General features: G+C 71.0%; 12 protein-coding genes and 1 pseudogene. 9 read left to right on the top strand and 4 right to left on the bottom strand.

The genetic code is table 11. The features are described from left to right. From WCS02_RS07770 to WCS02_RS07810, 9 genes and pseudogenes are all read left to right on the top strand, one after another. Positions 1-340, top strand: a pseudogene (locus tag WCS02_RS07770) (hypothetical protein); the annotation flags it as partial. Between the two features lie 91 nt (positions 341-431). Next, the gene (locus tag WCS02_RS07775; RefSeq protein ID WP_340291698.1) at positions 432-1,760 is read left to right on the top strand and encodes a cytochrome P450; all 1,329 of its coding nucleotides are present in this window, start codon (positions 432-434) and stop codon (positions 1,758-1,760) included. A gap of 78 nt (positions 1,761-1,838) precedes the next feature. Beyond that, positions 1,839-2,291: a MarR family winged helix-turn-helix transcriptional regulator gene (locus tag WCS02_RS07780; protein ID WP_340291700.1), complete on the top strand. Its 453-nt coding sequence runs from the start codon at positions 1,839-1,841 to the stop codon at positions 2,289-2,291. Continuing rightward, positions 2,288-2,671 carry a hypothetical protein gene (locus WCS02_RS07785; protein ID WP_340291703.1) on the top strand — a complete coding sequence of 128 codons (384 nt, stop codon included), beginning with the start codon at positions 2,288-2,290 and terminating at the stop codon, positions 2,669-2,671. The genes WCS02_RS07780 and WCS02_RS07785 overlap by 4 nt, the downstream gene beginning before the upstream one ends. 1,406 nt (positions 2,672-4,077) lie before the next feature. Further along, positions 4,078-6,057 (top strand): hypothetical protein, encoded by a 1,980-nt coding sequence (locus WCS02_RS07790; protein WP_340291705.1) that lies wholly within the window; start codon positions 4,078-4,080, stop codon positions 6,055-6,057. 477 nt (positions 6,058-6,534) lie between these two features. Beyond that, positions 6,535-7,470 (top strand): ParA family protein, encoded by a 936-nt coding sequence (locus WCS02_RS07795; RefSeq protein ID WP_340291707.1) that lies wholly within the window; start codon positions 6,535-6,537, stop codon positions 7,468-7,470. Beyond that, on the top strand, positions 7,467-7,973 hold the full coding sequence (locus WCS02_RS07800; RefSeq protein ID WP_340291709.1) for a hypothetical protein: 507 nt from the start codon (positions 7,467-7,469) through the stop codon (positions 7,971-7,973). The genes WCS02_RS07795 and WCS02_RS07800 overlap by 4 nt, the downstream gene beginning before the upstream one ends. 175 nt (positions 7,974-8,148) lie before the next feature. Beyond that, positions 8,149-10,056, top strand: a complete 1,908-nt coding sequence (locus WCS02_RS07805; protein ID WP_340291711.1) for a DUF1156 domain-containing protein — start codon at positions 8,149-8,151, stop codon at positions 10,054-10,056. A gap of 118 nt (positions 10,057-10,174) precedes the next feature. Further along, positions 10,175-14,479: a DEAD/DEAH box helicase gene (locus WCS02_RS07810; protein WP_340291713.1), complete on the top strand. Its 4,305-nt coding sequence runs from the start codon at positions 10,175-10,177 to the stop codon at positions 14,477-14,479. Between the two features lie 137 nt (positions 14,480-14,616). Here the strand turns inward: WCS02_RS07810 and WCS02_RS07815 are convergent, their stop codons facing one another. The 4 genes from WCS02_RS07815 to WCS02_RS07830 all read right to left on the bottom strand — a co-directional run bounded on the left by WCS02_RS07815 (position 14,617) and on the right by WCS02_RS07830 (position 17,995). Beyond that, the gene (locus tag WCS02_RS07815) at positions 14,617-15,165 is read right to left on the bottom strand and encodes a hypothetical protein (protein WP_340291715.1); all 549 of its coding nucleotides are present in this window, start codon (positions 15,163-15,165) and stop codon (positions 14,617-14,619) included. A gap of 495 nt (positions 15,166-15,660) precedes the next feature. Continuing rightward, positions 15,661-16,212 (bottom strand): hypothetical protein, encoded by a 552-nt coding sequence (locus tag WCS02_RS07820; protein ID WP_340291717.1) that lies wholly within the window; start codon positions 16,210-16,212, stop codon positions 15,661-15,663. Next, positions 16,213-17,184 (bottom strand): hypothetical protein, encoded by a 972-nt coding sequence (locus WCS02_RS07825; protein ID WP_340291720.1) that lies wholly within the window; start codon positions 17,182-17,184, stop codon positions 16,213-16,215. It abuts the gene before it with no gap. Positions 17,185-17,581: 397 nt separating this feature from the next. After that, positions 17,582-17,995, bottom strand: coding sequence for a barstar family protein (locus tag WCS02_RS07830; protein ID WP_340291722.1), 414 nt, complete (start codon positions 17,993-17,995; stop codon positions 17,582-17,584). Positions 17,996-18,274 lie beyond the last annotated feature (279 nt).

Here is an 18,274-nt window from a genome sequence, read left to right on the forward strand (position 1 = left end):
CGCCGGGCTGCTGAGCGGCGGGCCGGGCATGGTGCTCGCCGCGGCGGCGCTCGCGGGCGCCGGCCACGGCGCGGTGCAGAACCTCACGCTCGTGCAGGCGTTCGCCCGGGTGGAGCCGGCCGACACCCCGACCGCCTCGGCGGTGTGGAACCTCTGCTTCGACGGCGGCACCGCCGTGGGCGCGGTCGCCGTCGGTGCGGCGGCGGCCGCGCTGGCCGACCCCGCAGCCGGTGACGGCGCGTCGGGCATCGCCGCGGCCCTGCTCCTGTGCGCGGTGCTCGTGCTCGTCATGGCCCCCGTCGGGCTGCGGACCGCGCCAGCCCGGCCCGGCGCCGTCTGAGGCCGGAGCACCCTAGGGTCGGTACGGCGCGTGACTGCGTGCTCACGTCCTGCTGCCGACCGGTGCGGGGCGGCGACCGACAGGAGCAGGCATGACGAGCCTCCCCGGCAGTCCCGCTGCCACCTCGGCCGCGGTGGACGTGCGCCCGCGGTGGCACTACGTCGCGCGGGCCGCGCAGCAGCGGGTCCTGGTCAGGGCGCTGGCCCGGACCGGCGACCCCGTCGCCCGGTGGGCCGAGGCCAGGCCCGGCGACGACCACGTGGCCACCATGGAGCGGGTCCGGGCGCGGGGCCGGCTCGTCCCCAGCCGGGTCGGCGTCCTCGCCGTGACGGCCCACGCCGACTGCGCCGCCGTGCTGGGGGACCCTCGGTTCGGCGTCCGCCGGGCCGACGGCAGCTCGCCGCGGGCGGCGCCGCTGGACGACGCCGCCTTCGCCCCGCTCGACTGGTCGCTGCTCGACCTGGACCCGCCGGACCACAGCCGGCTCCGGCGGCTCGTCGCGCCGGCCTTCCGGCCCAGCCTCATGCGGCCGTTCCGCGCCCGGGTCGAGGTGCTCTGCGACGGGCTCGCCGACCGGCTCGCGGCCAGGCTGGACGCCGAGGGCACCGCCGACCTCATGGCGCTGTTCGCCGCCCCGCTGCCGATCGGGGTGGTCAGCGAGCTGCTCGGCGTCCCCGACGCCGACGCCGAGCAGTTCGACCGGATCGGCGCCACGGTCGGCAGGGCGCTGGACGGCGTCGTCTCCGGCGCCCAGGCGCGCGAGGTCAGCGCGGCCGCCCACGAGCTCGCGACGCTCTTCGCGCGGCTGCTCGAGGTCAGGCGGGCCGAGCCGGCCGACGACGTGCTGTCGGCGCTGGCCGCGGCGGTCGACGACGACCGCGCCGGCGCCCGGGAGGCGGTCTCGCTGGCGGCGCTGCTGCTCGTCGCCGGCTTCGAGACGGCGCTCAACCTCATCGGGAACTCGGTCGCCTCGGTGCTCGCGGTGCCCGGCGCGTGGCAGGCGCTCGCGGGGGCGGACGACGACGTCCTCGCTGACGCCGTGGTGCAGGAGTCGCTGCGGGCCGAGCCGCCTGTGCAGGCCACCATGCGGGTCTCCCACGAGCCGGTCGACCTGGGCGGCGGCGCGGTCGTGCCCGCCGGTCGACCCGTCCTCGTCATGGTCGCCGCGGCCAACCGGGACCCGGCCGTCTTCGCCGACCCGCACCGCTTCGACCCCGGTCGCACGGACGGGGCGGCGCACCTGGCCTTCTCGGGCGGCGTCCACTACTGCGTCGGGGCGCCGCTGGCCCGGCTGGAGGGGGCGGTCGCGCTGCGCACCCTCGCGCGGCGGCTGCCCGGCCTCGCGCTCGCCGGCGGCGTGGTCCGGCGCGACGGCGTGACGATCCGCGGCTACGCGAGGCTGCCCGTCCGCCTGCGGTGAAGCCGGAGCGCCCCGTGCCCGCGGCGCGCTTGACCGGCCGTCCTGGCTGACTGTTAAGTACTTGACATGCCTGGGACCGTGCTCGAAGCCGCGTCTGACCCGTCGCGCCGTCTGGCCCTCGCGCTGCACCGCGCGACCGGGCTGCTCGACCGGGTGGCGGACGCCTACCTGCGACCCGCCCACGGCATCGGGGTGTCCACCTTCGCCGCGCTCGTGGCGATCGACGCGGTCGGCCCGGCCAATCAGACCGTCGTCGCCCGTGCGCTCGACGTCTCCCGTGCCGCTGTGACCCAGCGGCTGTCCGGCCTGGTCGCCCGGGGGCTGGTCGCGGTCGTCGCCGACCCGGGGGACAGCCGGGCGCACGTCGTGACCCTCACCACCGCCGGTCGGGAGCTGCTCGGGCAGGCGTGGGCCGGGCTGGCCCGCTCCGAGGACGGGGTCGAGGACGGGGTCGACGTGGCGGCGCTCACGGCGGCGCTCGTCACGCTCGCCGACAACGCCGAGCGGCACCTGGGGCGGGTCGCCGGATGACCGCGCCCGCCGTGGCGGCGGCGCTGGCTGCCGTGCTGCTGGCCGCGCTCGCCGTGCTGCAGGTGCTCGTCGCGCTGGGGCGTCCGTACGGGCGGCTCGTCTGGGGCGGCGCGCACCGGGTGCTGCCACGCCGGCTGCGCGCGGCCAGCGCGGTGTCGGTGCTGCTCTACGCGGGCATGGCCGCGGTGCTGCTGGGTCGGGCTGCGGTGGTGGGGGACGGGCGGTCGGGCGCCGTCGTCGTCGCGGCCTGGGTGCTCGTCGGCTACCTCGCGCTCGGTGTCGTGCTCAACGCGGTGTCGCGCAGCCGGGTGGAGCGGGCGGTGATGACCCCGGCGTGCCTGGTCCTCCTCGCGTGCGCCGTGGTCGTGGCGCGCGGCTGACAGCGCACCGGCACGCGGTCCTGCTCGTCGGTCTGCGCCTCGGTCCGTGCGCGTCGGTACTGGCGTCGGTACTGGCGTCGGTCCTGGCGTCGGTCCTGTTCGTCGGTCCCGTCCGGGGCGGTGCGACCGGGCGGGTCAGAGAGAAGTCGCCCATGTCCCCGCCGCGACGAGCGGTCCGACGACGAGCAGGCAGGCCGGCACGAGCCAGGCCGGCGGACGCCCGCCGCCCGGCAGGTCGACGACGGTGCCGGTCGCGGGGTCGAGCGGAGCGGCAGCCGCATCCCTGGTTCGTAGACGGTCAGGTCCGTCGTCGACTCCCCGACCCACTCGCCGCGACGCACGGGCCCGCCCGGCTCCTCGCCCGGGTACTCGAGCACCAGCCGCCACATCACCTCGCCTCGCGCCGGGCGCACGAGGTGGACCTCGACGACCGTCCCGGTCGTGCGCCGGGCACGACGCAGCCGCGGCAGCACCTGCACGAGCGAGACCAGACCGACCAGCGCCAGCAGCGTGCCAGCCACCAGCCCCAGCCACGGGACCACGGCCGGCACGGGCGAGGCGGGGCCGACCGTCACCAGGTCCGCGAGCGCGAGGGACGTCATCGGTCGTCGCCGCCCGAGGGCTGGTCGAGGGGCGCCGTCACGACCGGGACGCTAGGGCACGACCCATCGACGAGCGTCGGTCCACCAGCGGCTCGGAGTCTCGCGGACCTGCTGCACGCGGGCCCCGTGCGGTCAGGGGCGGTGCTCGTCCGGGGGTGTGGCCAGAGGCGGGGTCGAACCGCCGACCTTCCGATTTTCAGTCGCCCCCATGTCGTCTGCGGTGGTCCGCAGGGAGCCCCTGACCTGGAGAAATGTTCGACAAGCGTCCGTGCCGGTAGCGGCGAGTATCGGTGGGTTGCTGTCAATTGATGCTGTCAAGGCGCTGCGGGATGGCGCAGAAGGTCGCCTCCTGCCGGCGTCTAGGCGGCGCCTGTCTCAGCGCGCTCCGTCAGTAGCGATCAACATCCGCTTGGCCGGCTCCTCGGGGAACGACACCTGGGTAAAGCCCGACGAGGCGGCATGCAGCCACTCCGAGTGCGCTGACGGAGACCAAGCCCCAGACCAGTCGAAGCCCGCACGGCTGGCCCGGCCGCGACCGGAGGAGCTGCCGCTGTCATAAGGCGCTTAGGGCAGTGCCCTAGGAACGACGAAGGCCCCCGTTGGCGCGGGGGCCTTGCGTCTAAGCATTTGGGACCAGTGGCAACTGGTCCGCAGTTGTCTCCGAGAGGAGACCCCTCCCATAAGGGGCTTTGTGCTGCCATGAGGGTAGCCGATGACAAGTCACGCGCAAAGAGTGTTGACGCCGCTGACCAGGCGTGCCCTGTCGACGGCTGGGCCCTCACCTGTGCCCTGAGCCCTCGCCCGGTGGTGCGTGTCGCCGACGTCGACGACACCGGCGCCGCCCTGAACCTGTACACCGGCCGAGCCCGGCTCGACGGTCCCGTGCCGGAGCGGCCGTGGGCGGTGTACCTGGCCGAGCAGGCCGGCGCGGAGGGGCCACGCTTCCGACTGCTCGCCTTCGACCTGGACGCCAAGGGCGACCCGGCCGCCGCGCAACGGGACGCCGACGTCCTGGCCGGGGTCCTCGACGACGCCGGTGTGCCGCACGTGCTGTGCCGTTCGGGGCCGAGCGATGGCCGCCACCTGTGGGTGGGTCTAAACGACGGTGTCGACGCCGCGACCGTGGCCACGCTGGCACGTCTGGCTCGCCACGTGTGTCCCAGCCTGGACTTGGCCCCGCTGACTAACCCGGTGACCGGGTGCGTGCGGCCTCCTGGTGCTCCGCACCGCGACGGCGGCACCTCGCAGGTCCTGCGCGGGGACCTGGGCACGCTCACGGCTTCCTCGACGACCCCGGAGCAGGTCCGGGCATTGGTGAGCCGCCTCGCCCAGCTCGTCGACGACACCGAGCCTGCGCACGACCCGGCTGCCCGCACTCCCCTGCCGGTGGACCGGCACGGGCACCTGTACCTGCCGGGTGCCAGGCGGGCGCTGCCCGCGGTCAGCGCGGCCGCCCTGCAGGCTGACGCCGCCGTGGGTGATGCGTCCGCGGTGGCGTGGACGGTCCTGATCGGTGCCGCCTCGGCCCGCTGGCACCACGACGACGTGGCCGCCCTGGTGCCCACCTCGCCAGGGCTGGAGCACGTCCGCACCCTGCGCCAGGGCCCCACCCGACGGCCCAGGCCGGCCCGGGGGCCGGCGTCGGCGGCGATGGTGCTGCGCCGGCAGTGGCACAAGGCCGTGCAGCACGTGGCCACCACCGCCCGGCAGGTCGGCGCCGACCCCACCTTCGACGCCCGCGCCGACGCCATCACGGCCGCGGTGCGGGCGGTGCAGGAGCGCGCGGACGCCACCGCCGGGCGGTGGGGCACCCGGACCGGGCCCACCGACCGCCGCGTCCTGGACGTCCTGTGCACCCTGGCCCTGCAGGCCGTCAGCGCCGACGTGGAGGCCGACACCCGCCGGGTGGCCCTGCTGGCCGGGATTGGCCGCGAGACGGCCCGCACCGGCCTGCTGCGCCTCGCTGCGGAAAGGTGGATTGCCCTGTCCCAGGCCGCCAGCGGCCCCCACGGCGCCCGCTGGACCCTCACCCCCCGGGCCACTCCCCCGGTCACGTCCCCGGACGCCGTCTCACCCGCCACAGCCCCTCTAGCCGCGGTCCCCCCAGGTGCCGTCCACAGGAAGGTGACTACTAATCGGTCACAAGGGGACCCGCGCCCCGCAGGGGCCGGGCCCGCAGAACGTCTCACCCTCCTCACCGACCTGACCGCCCGCACGACCGCTGCCGCGCACGACGCATTCACCACGAGACCAGGGTTGGGTCACCTGGTAGGGAACACCTGGGCACGCCTGACCCACCCCATGAGCACCATCGACCTCGCGCGGATCACCGCCCACCCGGTCGACGAGCTCCAGGTCGTCCTGGGTCGGCTCGCAGATGCCGGCCTGCTCGTGCGGGCCGGCGACACCTGGTCCCGACCAGCCCGGGACCACCGCGACCTTCGTGATGTGGTGGCGGTCGCGCGCGGTGCGGCCGGTGTCCTCCTCGAGCGGGAACGCCGCTACCGGGTCGAGCGGGTCGCATGGGCGTGGTGGCAGGCCGAACACGCCTGGATGCTCGCCCCACGCCGTGCCCACCCCGCCCGGCGGGCCGGCACCGGGCAGCTGGACCTGCTCGCCGAACCCGGCACCACCACCCTCGGCGCCCACCCCCGACGACCCGACGGGCGCGCCGACTTCCGCGCCGCCCGCGCCATCGTCGCCGCCGCCGGCATCACCGACCGCTCCCCCGCCGGCGAGCCACAGCAGGCCGCCCGCGATGCGGGCCGACGGCGAGCGGCGTGACAGTTGGTTCTGGCCACGGCAGTCCGGGCGCCACGGGCTTCACCACTGGACGAGCCGGCAAGATCGACCTCCTCCGCGACACCTAGAACCTCCCGTTCGCCCAGGGCTCCGTCGGACGAGGAGCCGCGGCGTCGCTGCTCCCGAGCACGTGACCAAGCCATTCCAACGATGCCCTGCCAGCAGGCACAGAGTCACGAACCAACAGACCACGGACTAACAGACTATGGACTCGCCAGGGCTCCGTGGGACGAGGAGCCGCGGCGTCGCTGCTCCCGAGCACGTGACCAAGCCATTCCAACGATGGCCCTGCATGCAGGACAGACTCACGAACCAACAGACCACGGACTAACAGAGTCCGTGACTGTCGAAGGAGTTAGCCGTAGCACGGCGTGTCTGCGTCACGAAGAACGCAAAGTCTGTGACTCTGCGAGTGAGGTACATAACTGAATCACGAACTAACAGAGTCTGTGGGGATGGATGTCTTACTCCGGCAGCCGCGTCGTCGCCGTCGTCAATGGCAAGGGCGGCGTCGGGAAGACGACTATCACTGCGAACGTTGGCGGCATGCTCGCCGCCGGAGGAGCCCGCGTCCTCCTGATCGACCTCGACCCGCAGGGCAACCTTGCCGAGGAGCTCGGCTACGCCGGTACCGCCGCCGACGACGACGGCCACGCCCTCGCGCAGGCCCTCGCCTTCGCCTCGCCCGTCTCGCCGCGCACCGGCATCCGCGACCAGCTCGACGTTCTCATTGGCGGCTCTGAGCTTGACAGGGCCGCTACCAGCCTGACCCTGCGCGGACATACAGACCCCACCGCCGCCAAGACCGCCCTAGCTGATGCCATAGCCGGCTACGTCGACGACTACGACCTTGTCCTTATTGACTGCCCACCCGGGCAGGAGAGCCTTCAGCAAGCCGCCCTCGCTGCCGCCCGTTGGGCCCTCATCCCGGTCAAGAGCGACGCCTCTTCCCGCAAGGGCCTGCGCAATGTCGCCCGCCGCCTCGACGCCGTCGTCGACATAAACCCCGACCTCGACCTTCTCGGCGTCGTTCTGTTCGGCCTCGCCCGGACCGCCCGCCGCGTCAGCGACACCGCCCGCGCCGCCATCGCCGACGACCTGGGTGCCCCCGTCGCCCTGTTCACCACCGCGATCCGCCACGCCGAAGCCGCCGCTCAAGAGGCCCGCGACCGCGGCCTCCTCGCCTACGAGCTCGAAGAAGCCGTCCTAGCTGCCCCCAAGTGGTACGAGCGCCTACGAGGCACCACCGCAGGGAAAGCCGGGGGAGAGGGCCCCAGATCCCGCAGCGCCACCGGCCTCGCCGAAGACTTCCAAGCCCTCGGCGAAGAAATCATCGCCCGCATCTCCGCTCGCGAGAGCACCACACCTGCCCCCGCCCCAGGAGGGACCCCATGAGCCCCGAACCAGCCCAGGCCCCCCGACGTGCACTCGGCGGGCTGCCGCCCCGCACCGGAAGCCCCGCCAGCGTCACCCGCCTCATCCGCTCCAACCGCCTCGAGGAGAGCGGCGCCGGCGTCATGAAACCGCCCGCAGTCATCGAAGCGCCGACTGACGGGAAGCAGAGTCTCGCCGCGATCGTCACGGAGTCGCAGACTTACGGACTACCGGACTCACAGAGTCAGACCCCCAAGTACCTCCAGCTCGTGCGTCGGGAGGCTCGGATGCACGCTCAGCAGGTCGCCGACCTCGCCAACCTCACTCGAGCCCTCAACGAGGCCCGCCGTAACGGCGCCCGCAGTGGCACGGGGGAGCGAATCACCGACAACACCCTCGTCCGCGTCGCCATCGACCTTCTCCTGGAGGACCCCGGCCGCCTGCGCGGCACCACCGAGGACGAGCTGCGCGCCAGCGTCGGCCTGCCACCCCTTCAGCCCGCGTCACTGAGCCACACGAACTAGGGAGCCAGCATGAGCCAGCGAGCCGGTCAGATCGAGGCCAGCAGGCCCTACGACCATCCCGGTCTTCACCACGCGGCCCGCCTCTCGCGGCCCGTCTGAGCGCGGGCAGGTGACGGGGCACCGGGCTCCTGCGCGCCTTAACGCGCGAGCCGTCGGCGAAGCTGATCTGCCTGATGTGACGCTGCTAGAGCAGGGATTTCCGTTCGACGCGGTATCGCGGCTTGTGGCCGCAGACCGCCGGTCCCGCGACGCCGCCTATCAGGTGCATCGTTGGTGGGCGCGCAGGCCGCCGGCACTCGTCCGGGCCGCTCTCATCGCCGCGAGGATCCCCGCGGACACGACAGTCGCGGCGTTTCGGGCCGCCTACGGCAGCACCGCACCGCTCCTCACCGGGACGACGGTGTTGGACCCGTTCGCGGGCGGCGGCACGACGCTCGTCGAGGCCGCGCGCCTCGGGGCAATCCCTGTCGGCAGGGACATCGACCCGCTTGCCGTGCTCCTTGTCGGCCACCAGCTCGAACCAGCAAGGGCCGAGGCGGTCCAAGCATCGGGAGAGCGGCTTCTGGCCCACCTACGGGTATCGCTCGGCGACCAGTGGGAGAGCACGGATGCTGACTGGGCGCCGCTGCACTACTTCACCATTCCGGTCGTCATGTGCTCCGAGTGTGACCACGCAGGTCCGCTGTACAGGTCCCTGGTTATCGGCCGAAGCACGGGCGCCGCCGGTGGGGTCGTCCGCGACGCCGAGGTGTCGGCGTTCTGCCCGGACTGCTACACGACGCACTCGCTCAAGGCCACCGCGAAGACTCTGACGTGCTGCGGCCACCGCCGGCCGCTGCACGCCGCGACGTACATTAAGGGCCGCTACCGCTGCCCAGGCTGTAAGGCGCCGTCGGACCATGAAAGGCTCCAGACCGGGGCTGCACCGCGTGTGCTTGTCGGCGTAGAGGAGACCTCGGTCAACCGCGGCACCCGCAGGCGCATCCGGCCTGCCACCGACGAGGACTTGCACCACGAACATCGGGCAGCGGCATGGCTCGCTGCTCGCGCGGGCCGGCCGCTGCCGCTTGACCGGCCCATCGTGACCGCTCCTGGCGACAACAGGCCGGTGAGTCACGGCATCACGACCATCGGGATGCTGCACACCGCAAGGCAGGCCGCGTATCTCGCCGCAGCCCACGACTGGATCGATGACGCCGGCCTCGACGACGGGACTGAGCGGGCCCTTCGGATCACCGTCTCCAGCACCGTCTCCAGTAACAACCGGCTCTGCGGCTACGCCACCGACTACGGGCGCCTCGCGCCGCTGTTCAGCATCCGGGCCTTCGCACTCCCCGCCCTCACGGTAGAGCTCAACCCGCTGAACCCCAGCGGCGGCAGGGGCACGCTCGCCGCCGCACTCCTACGGACCGCAAAGGCGGCCGACGGCACAGTGCGCAGGCACGTCCTCGACAGCAAGAACCGCCCCATCGCCGTGTCACTGGGTTTCCCCGCCCGAAACCACCCCGGCGCCGTCGCGACGGCCGACAGCACCTCGGCCACCAGGCCGGACGCGCCTCAGGCCGACATCTGCCTTACCGACCCGCCCTACTACGACTTCATCCCGTACGACGCCCTTAGCCAGGTCTACCGCGCCTGGCTGCCTGAGCAAGACCTCGACGCCGCGCCGCTCCTGCCCGCCGGTGACGACCCGGTAGCCGACTTCGGCTCCCGACTCGGTGCGGCCCTAAGCACCGCCGCAGGCTCCCTCAAGCGGGACGGCCTCGTGGCGTTCACCTACAAGGGCGGAGGCGACGCGTGGGACGCCGTCGGGGTGGCCCTTGACGAGGCGAAGCTCCGTGTCACGGCGCTGTGGCCCGTCCTGGCGGACCCGCACATGGGCCACCACTCTCACCCCGGCAACTGCGAGTACGACCTGCTCATCGTCGCGCGGGCCGTCGAGCAGGCGACCCCTGCGGAACCCACGACTAGCACTGTCGAATGGAAGCACCGCCTCGGGGACGTCTCTCCAGCCGATGAGAAGAACTTTGACCACGCCATGCGGATCGCGGGGCCCCGCTGGGGCTCCCCGCTTGCCCGGTAAACGATCCCTGTGGTCGCCGGGACTGAGGCAGTCCTGGCGAATCCCTGTTCTTGACGTTCGCCGGAAGTACTCTCCGATCAAGCCGTGATCCGGCCGTCAGCACGACCTGGAGGTTGCGGTGCCACGGCTAGACAAGACCTGCGTCACACAGTTCGCGAACACCGGCTGCGAGAAGCAACTCCGCGTCGCGCTGCACCCGGACGTCGCGGCGCACCGTCCGGAGCGGGCAGCGCTCGACCTTCCCCACCCACAGGTCCGCCCCGCGCTTGCTGAGATCCGGAACGCCGGCAACGAGTGGGGTTACAGCAAAGTCCACGACCTCTCTGAGGCATTCGGCGCTGGGCTGCTCGTTGGCGGGACGAGCAGCCCCACCGTCGGAACGGCCAGCCCCGGGCTCAGGTTCGCCGACAGCGAGCTCCTGGGACACCTCCGCGACGGCGTCCCCGACGGCGCGTTCCTCATCGAGACGGAGTTCGACGCCGACACGGTCACGTTCAGGGCGACCCACGGCCTGAACGGCCTCATCACCCACGGCGTCTCTGCACCCCTCGCCATTGCCCGGGTCCGTCCCGACGTCATCGAGGTAATTCCGCGAGGCGCCGCGGGGCACAGCGGCTTCATCGTCTCCCAGAGCGGGGACCTCCGCCCAGTAGCAGACGACGACGACCGCCAGCAGCTTCGCATCGTCGACGTGAAACTCACCAGCGAGCCGGGGCCGCACTACTTCTCCGAGCTCGCCTACTACACCCTTACGCTCGCCTGCTGGCTTCGAGAGCACGGCCTTGACGACGAGTTCAGCGTCAGCGCCGAGCCGGCCGTCTGGCCCGGCAGCGAGACCGACAGCACCCTCCAGAAGGCCGTCGCGGACGGGGTGGACCTGGCCGCCCGGTACGCAGCGTTCCATTCAGACCTGGAAACCGCCCCGCTCCGGATCTTCCTCGCGGACCTCGCCCGCCTACTCCACGACGCACTGGCACGCGTTCTCGCGACGCCGCTGCCCGACCTGCCGTGGGCCGTGACCCCGGGCTGCCAGGGCTGCGAGAATCTTGGCCAGAAGTTTAAGTCCGACCCGGGTACCCAGCCGGCAGACTGGGATCCTCGGCACTGCCTGCCGACGGCGGAGACCACCCAGGACCTGTCCCGCCTGCCATTCGTGTCCCGCGGCGCCGCCCGGGTCTTGCGCGAGCGGGGCCACCACGACGTCCCGTCGGTCGCCGCGCTACCCGACACCCACGAGACCTTCGACGCCCATCACCGCCTCCGGGGACAGCGGACCGTGGTCGCGGCCCGGGCTCGGGCACTCTCTGCCGCCGCCGTCCCCGCGCTGGTGTCTCCCACTGCGACGACTTCAGCAATCCCGTCGTTCGCGAAGCTCCGGCTCTTCGTGACCGCCGACTTCGACCCCGGCAGCGCCGTCACCCTTGCGTTCGGTCTCCGCTGGGCATGGCTCGCCCAACCCCAGCTCACCAGCGTCGCCCGGACGCGCGTCCACTACGTCCCTGGAAAAACCGTCGACGACGAGTGGCCCGTCTTCGCGCTGCTCCTCGACGACCTCGACGCGCTCTTGAACGAGGCCCGCGCGCAGGACCAGAACGCTGACGCGCAGGTTTACGTTTGGGACAGCGTCACGCTGGAGCACCTCACCCGCGTCGTCGGCCGGCACCTCGGCAACATCATCGCGTCGAACCGGCTCTCCCGGCTCGCCTGGCTGTTCCCGCCCGAGGAGATCCTCGACGCGCCGCACCTGGCATCGAGCCCCGCCGTCAGCGTCGTCCGCGACGCCGTGAAAGCGCTCCTGAGCCTCGACCTCGCGCACACCTACACGCTGCTGGAGACGGCGCGGCACTACCACGACCCCGGGCACCCGAACCCGACGTTCTGGGTCCCGACCTTTTGGCAGGACCCGTTCAGCGACCAAATACCGCCCGAGCGCGCCCACCAGCTCTGGAGGGGCCGGATGACCCCCGGCGCCCCCACGCAGGTCCAGCTCATGACGAACCTATCCACGACCGTCAACGCGAAGCTCGGCGCACTCGTGACGATCAGCGACAGGCTCGGGCAGGACCTGCGCGGCAGGCTCTCGCGAAAGGCCCCGAAGATCAGCCAGCTTCGAGGCCCCAACGACCAGGCCGGTACCAGCCACCTCGGGCTGCTCCTCGCGTGCCATGCCAAGCTCAACGCTGCGCTGCAGGAACTGGAGATCAGCCGGCGGCGCGCCCTCCCCGCAGCCGAACGCGAGGCGACCTTTGCTAGTGCGCGGCTCGGCCGCCGTCTCGTCGGCCAGGCCGCGACGGACGCACTTGCTGCGCTTGGCCTGTCCCCGGGCGCGCACCGCGCCGTCTACACCCTCGCGCCCGGGAGCCGCGAGGTGAAAGCGAAGCTCGGGGACTTCTCCTGGGCCGTGGCCCCCGAGAACGCCGTCGGTCTCTTGGAGCGAAAGGCGGGTTCTCTCATACGGCAGGACGCAGCCCTCGACGCCCGATGGTCCGGTAATTTCCAGGCCCTGAATCAGAAGATGACAAAAGTTCTCGGCGTGACCATCCGCGGAATTGACCGGGATCGCCTACTGATCGCCCTCGACTTCGATAATTACGGCGACGCGACGCCGGTCCGCGACGACTTGCTCGCCGCGGGCGCCTTCCAGGTCGACCACGACCTCGTCATGGACCCGGTCGCGGTGGACTGGTTCACTGCGAAGGTAGAAAAGACCGCGCACGCCATCGGAAATCCGCCTAAGGCGGTTCGCGAACCGCGCATTCAGGCAGCGCTCGGCGTGACCCGGAATCCCCGTGCTGGTAAAATCCATCACCCCGTCGAGGACTACCTCTGGGACGCCTTAACCACCGCCGACACCGCCATCTACCGTGACACCGTCGGTCTCAAGCAGGAACTGGAGGCGCTCGGCTACGAGCTCAACGATAGCCAGTGGACGGCTTGGGAGCGGTCGCTCACTCGCAGACTCGCGCTCATCTGGGGGCCGCCCGGCACCGGTAAGACCAAGACGGTCCGGGCCGTCCTCGCGGCCCTCGCCGCGGATAGCACCCGCGCAGGCGGCCAGCCACTCCGGATCGCCGTCGCCGCACAGACCTACACCGCCGTCGACAACGTGATCCGCAGCGTCGCCGGCGACATCGCCGCACACTGGCCCACCGCAGAGATCCGCCGGCTCCGCAGCAGCGGCCGTTCGGCGCCGGACTGGCTCCCGACGGCCTGGGACGTCAACTCCAGCGACCCCGCTGCGATCCAGGCCACGACCAAGCGGCTGGCGGAAGCCGCGACGACCATTGTTGGAGGCACTTCCGACCAGCTATACAAGCTGATCAAGGAGGCAGCCGGGACCGCCGGGGAGCTCTTTGACGTCATCGTCGTCGACGAGGCAGGACAGCTCGACGTGGCGCACGCCCTCTTGGTGCTGGCCGGAGCCGCCGCCGGCGCGACCGTCATCGTCGCCGGCGACCCGAAGCAGCTCCCGCCGATCCACGCCGCGGAGGCGCCAGCGGGGTTACAGGCACTTGTCGGCTCCGTTTACGGCTTCTTCCGCGACTGGCACGGCGTCCAGGAGAACCCGCTGCTCGTCAATTACCGCTCCAACGCCGAGATCGTCGCGCTGGGCCAGCGGGCCGGATACCCCTCGAACCTGAGGGCACACCGTCCTGGCCTACGGATCCGGTACACCCCGGACGCCGCTGCGCAAGCGACCGCGTCCGACCAGAGGCCCGACGGCTGGCCGTTAGACCTGCCGTACTCCGCCGACCTCGCGCGGGTCGCGGACCCCACCGTGCCGGTCGTCTGCCTCACATACCCGGAGGGTGTCTCGGGACAGTGGAACCAGTTCGAGGCCGACGTCGTGACTGGCCTGGTCCGCTGGTACGCGGCTTCAGTGGGGGCCGGGTTGGCGGACTTGGACGACCCCGTCCAGGAGGAACTGGGTGCCGTGCTGGTCGATCCTGAGACCTTCTGGAAGGAGGTCATCGGCGTCATCACCCCGCACCGCGCGCAGCGAGCCCGGATCGTTGACCGTCTTACCCGCATCTTTGTTACCCCCGAGGCGCACGTCGACACCGGGGCATGGATCGCCGACGCCGTGGAGACCGTCGAGCGGTTCCAGGGACAGGAGCGCGCCATCATCCTGGCGAGCTACGCCGTGGGCGACCCTGACACAGTCGCGGAGGAGGCAGAGTTCCTCCACGACCTTAACCGCTTCAACGTCCTCGCGACGCGCGCGATGGCCAAGCTCGTCGTCATCGCCAGCCGAGAGCTCGTCTCGCATATCAGCGGCGACCTGAAGGTAATTCGTAGCAGCGAGATGCTGAAAGACTTTGTCGACACGTTCTGCGGATACAGCGAGGCTGCGACGCTGGGCTGGGACTCGGGTGGGGCGGTCCGCCACGTCGCCGTCGAGCTGCGCACGCACCAGCCCTAAGTGATCCCGGTCAGAGATCAACGCAGGGGCTTGGACTGGTGAGTTCGGGCCCTTCTTCGGCTCGTCGTTGTCGGGTAGACGCCGTCGAATGTGGTTGGCGTGCTGATGAGCTTGGGGCGCCTCGGGATGTTCCGGGGTCAAGGTCGTCGAGCTAGTTGGTGGGGTATGTCGGTGATGGCTTCGAGCCAGGTGCGTAGGGCGGGGTCGACGTAGCCGACGAGGGTGAGCAGGTCGTCGTACCGGTCGGGGAGGGGCTCGGCCAGTAGCGGCTCGTGGTGAGCAATGCGGTTGCGCAGTAGGTGCAGGCGGGCCACGGGTGCCTCGATCACTCGTCGGTCGCGGCCGGGCATGTGGGGGAAGCCGGGTCGGATCCCTGACCAAAGGGTGGTGGTGTAGCGACGGGCGAGCAGAAAGCGCCAGAACCCAAAGGTCAACTCGGCAATGAGCTTGCCGGGCAGGGCCGGCGCCCCGGCCCGTTGCAGGCGTGCGCGGGCGGTCTCGATGTCGTCCCGGGCGCGTTGGTCCAGTTCGCGGTGGGGGTCGTCGAGCCAGTGCCCTGCCCGGTGCAAGCGTTGATGGCGGGCGGTAAGGGCCGTGTCGATGGCGTTGCGCAAGACGATCTCAGAGTGCCCGAGCGCGGTGCCGAGCAGCCCTGCGGTGCTGGCGTTCCACTCATACAACGCCACCGCGAGGGCCGAGTCTCCTGCGCTGGCGCGCAGGTAGGTCGCCAGCCGTGGGGCAGAGATTCCTCGGGCGAGTACCGCGGCATCGATGGCACCTGACGGTAAGGGTGTGTACATCTCGGCCTCTTCCGCGTAGTGTGTGAGTCGAAGACCCCGGAGCGATCCCTGGCCAACGGCCATATCACCGGGGTTTCGTCATGTGTGTGAGGTCAGGCGACAGGTGGGCTTTGTCTCGGTCTCGGTCTCGGGGGAGCGGCCAACGCCGAACGGCGCGGCCAGGTCGGCAGTGGTCCGGCTGGCGACGCGCGGTGTTGCTCGGCGAGGTGCTCCCGGGCGGGTAAAGACCTCAGGTCTGCGGCCGCGCTGACCGAGGCGGCTCTGGTCCCGAGACCGCCGCCTTCCTGTGCTAGGCATGAACGGCGTGCACACCGCGGCCTCGCATTGGAGGATGCGCCCACTCGCCGCGCTGCCCGCATACTGGCCCACCGTGGCGCCTCGTCAGCGTGCGTGACGATCGAGGTCTGCGGCCGTCACCGTGAAGGCCGAGGAGAGCGCACTCAGCAGGACGAGGATGAGGTGGGCGGCGACGACGCTCACGACGGCCGTCGCGAGCGACCCGGCCTGTTGGCTACCGGTGCCCAAGACCGCCAGGACAACCAACAGGCCGATGGCCACGACGACGGCCCAGCACAGATCTGCATAGGCCCTCTGGATCAGCAGAAGCCGACGTCTGGCCAGGGTCACCTCCGCACTGTCGAGGAGCAGACGTCCTGCTTCGTGCTCTTCGAGGCGGTTGCTGGATGCCTGGCTCCAGTCAGAGAGCTGGAAGACCAAGTTGAACAGCAGGCCCGCCACGACGGCCACGGTCGCCATGTAGCCGTCGAAGCCGTCCGCTCTCAGGTCCGCCGCGACGACGATTACCCCAACTACCGCGGGCACACCGAGGAAGACGACGAGGTTGCCCCGCCGCGTGCCGCCTTCGTCTAGAAGGGTCCACCAACGCCGGAGCACACGGTCGAGCCGCAACCTGGCGAAGAAGACTCCCAACACTTAGGCCACGACCAGGTTCCGTAGCAGGGTGGGCTCCAGCGTCAGGGCCTGCTCCAGCATGGCGTCCAGGGCCGGGTACCCGGCCGCATCGAGGGCCACGTCGGGCAGCGTGTACCCGGCGCGAGGGGCGTAGTCCTGGCCCAGGATCACGGTCCGATGCTCACCGTCGTCGAGGGTCACGCCGACCCGGACCTCTTCGGCCTGCATCTGCTCAACGAGCCTGGCCTCGGGGCCGTCGGGGAGCACGTAGGTGACGGCGTCGCCGCCCGTGAGACCAAGCAGTTCACGGCCCCACGCGTGGGTCAAGTCCCGCCAGCGCCGCTTCACGCCAATCTGCAGCGTCCCCACCTCCTCGACGTCCGGGCCGACCGACTCCAGGTCGTCCATCGCCCTCGACCGGCGCAGTGCCGCAACCACGACCGCGCTGTTGATGCGCCCCTGCCTGGACTCGTACTCCTCGATGATGTTGGCCGGGTAGAAGTGCTCGAGCTTCAGGGCCAAGTCGGTGTGTCGGTTACGGAACGCCCGGATCAGCACGTCGTTCCAAAAGGCTTGCTGGACGCCGAGATGCCCGTGGCGTTCGACGAGGAGCAGCCCCCGGGTGGAACGCTTGGGAAGGTTCATGAAGAAGTACAGCGGCCGTTCCTCGACGTCGTTGAGCTGCCTTCGGACCACCACTCGTTGCTGCTGACGTATGTCGGAGCGGACACCGGACTGCCCGACCAGAAGTTGGCCATGCAAGCGCCGCGGCCGACCCGTGGGCAGCGAGAGTGAGTCCACTGATCCATGACGACCCTCGTCGCCGGCTCCGTCCGCCGGCCACTGCAGGCCCGCCGGCATGAGCTCTTGGACCAGTTCGTGCAGGTCGACCCTCGCCGGGCGCTGAGCCCGCCGGGTCGCACCATCGGGCTGCGTCTCGGCCAGCAGGTCGCCCAGCAGACGTTCGTCCTTCGGGTGGTTCAGCCGGTGCACGCGAACCGAGTAGGCGTGAAGCGTCGAGGCCAACGAGTCCTCCCTGGTAGGGGAGAGACCATGCCAGAGACCCCGGACTTTGACGCGGCATGCGTCAGCTTGCGCCACACCGAGGACGTGACCTGACGCTCACCGACCTGCGCCTCTTCCATTTACGCGGACCCTAGGGCGGCTACGACGCTCTTGGCGGGTGTCCCACTTCCTTGGAACTGAGACGACAGTCGGGCTGCGGCCGGCGTCGGGTGGGGGAGGGGTGCCCGTTTAGCGACCCGTTCCCGATCATGACGTCCGGGCGGGTCTGCTGGGACGACGGTCGCTAACGTCGAGGTCGACGGGCCGTTGAGCAGTGAGGGAGTCAGTAGGGGGTCGTCGGGCGGGACGGGCAGGTGGCGCAGGGCTAGCGTCCCAGGGGGCCCACGTACGGTCCGACCGTCACCGAAGCCACCGGCTGCAGGTTGACTGCGACGGCGCCGAACTCGAGCAGCCACAGCACGCGGTGGCCGAAGAGCAGCCCTTCCCTGCTTGTGCGTACCCAAGTGTCGACGAGTTTCTGAGCCAGCCCCGGCTCCCGCTCCGCGAAGTCTTGGAACCCAGGTACTGCGACGGCGAGGCCCGTGCTGGACGGGTCCCAGCCAAACTCGCCGGCCGTCACGTCGCCCAGGCACTCGTGAAGAGCGGCGAGGTTGTGACCGAAGTAGTCCGGGAAGTCGAACCGCTCCTGGGAGCGCTGGTGCATCGTGGTCTCGTCCGCCCCTTGCAGGTTCACGCGCCTGTCGGCGTAGCCCAGAGCCGTGAGCTGACTCAGGGCCATCTCAAGACTGTCGGGTCGGAACAGCCGACCCCTCCGTCCCGAGCCAGGCCGAAATCGAGAGGGTCCGCCGTCAGCGCGTCAGTCTCGAAAGCGGCCATCCGCGGAGGCTACTGACGCGCAAGCGAGGGCCAGGCAGGTAGTCCCCGCCCTCCCCAATCAGACGCAGCCCGCCACGTATCGCTGATCAACGGGGATGGCCAACTGGGGATGCAAGTTGGGTCTGGTACCGGCTGTGATGCCGCTGACCATCGGCACGGCGCTGGACCGCTGGACTCGTGT

The sequence above is a fragment of the Aquipuribacter hungaricus genome, assembly GCF_037860755.1.
Classification (GTDB): Bacteria; Actinomycetota; Actinomycetes; order Actinomycetales; family JBBAYJ01; genus Aquipuribacter; species Aquipuribacter hungaricus.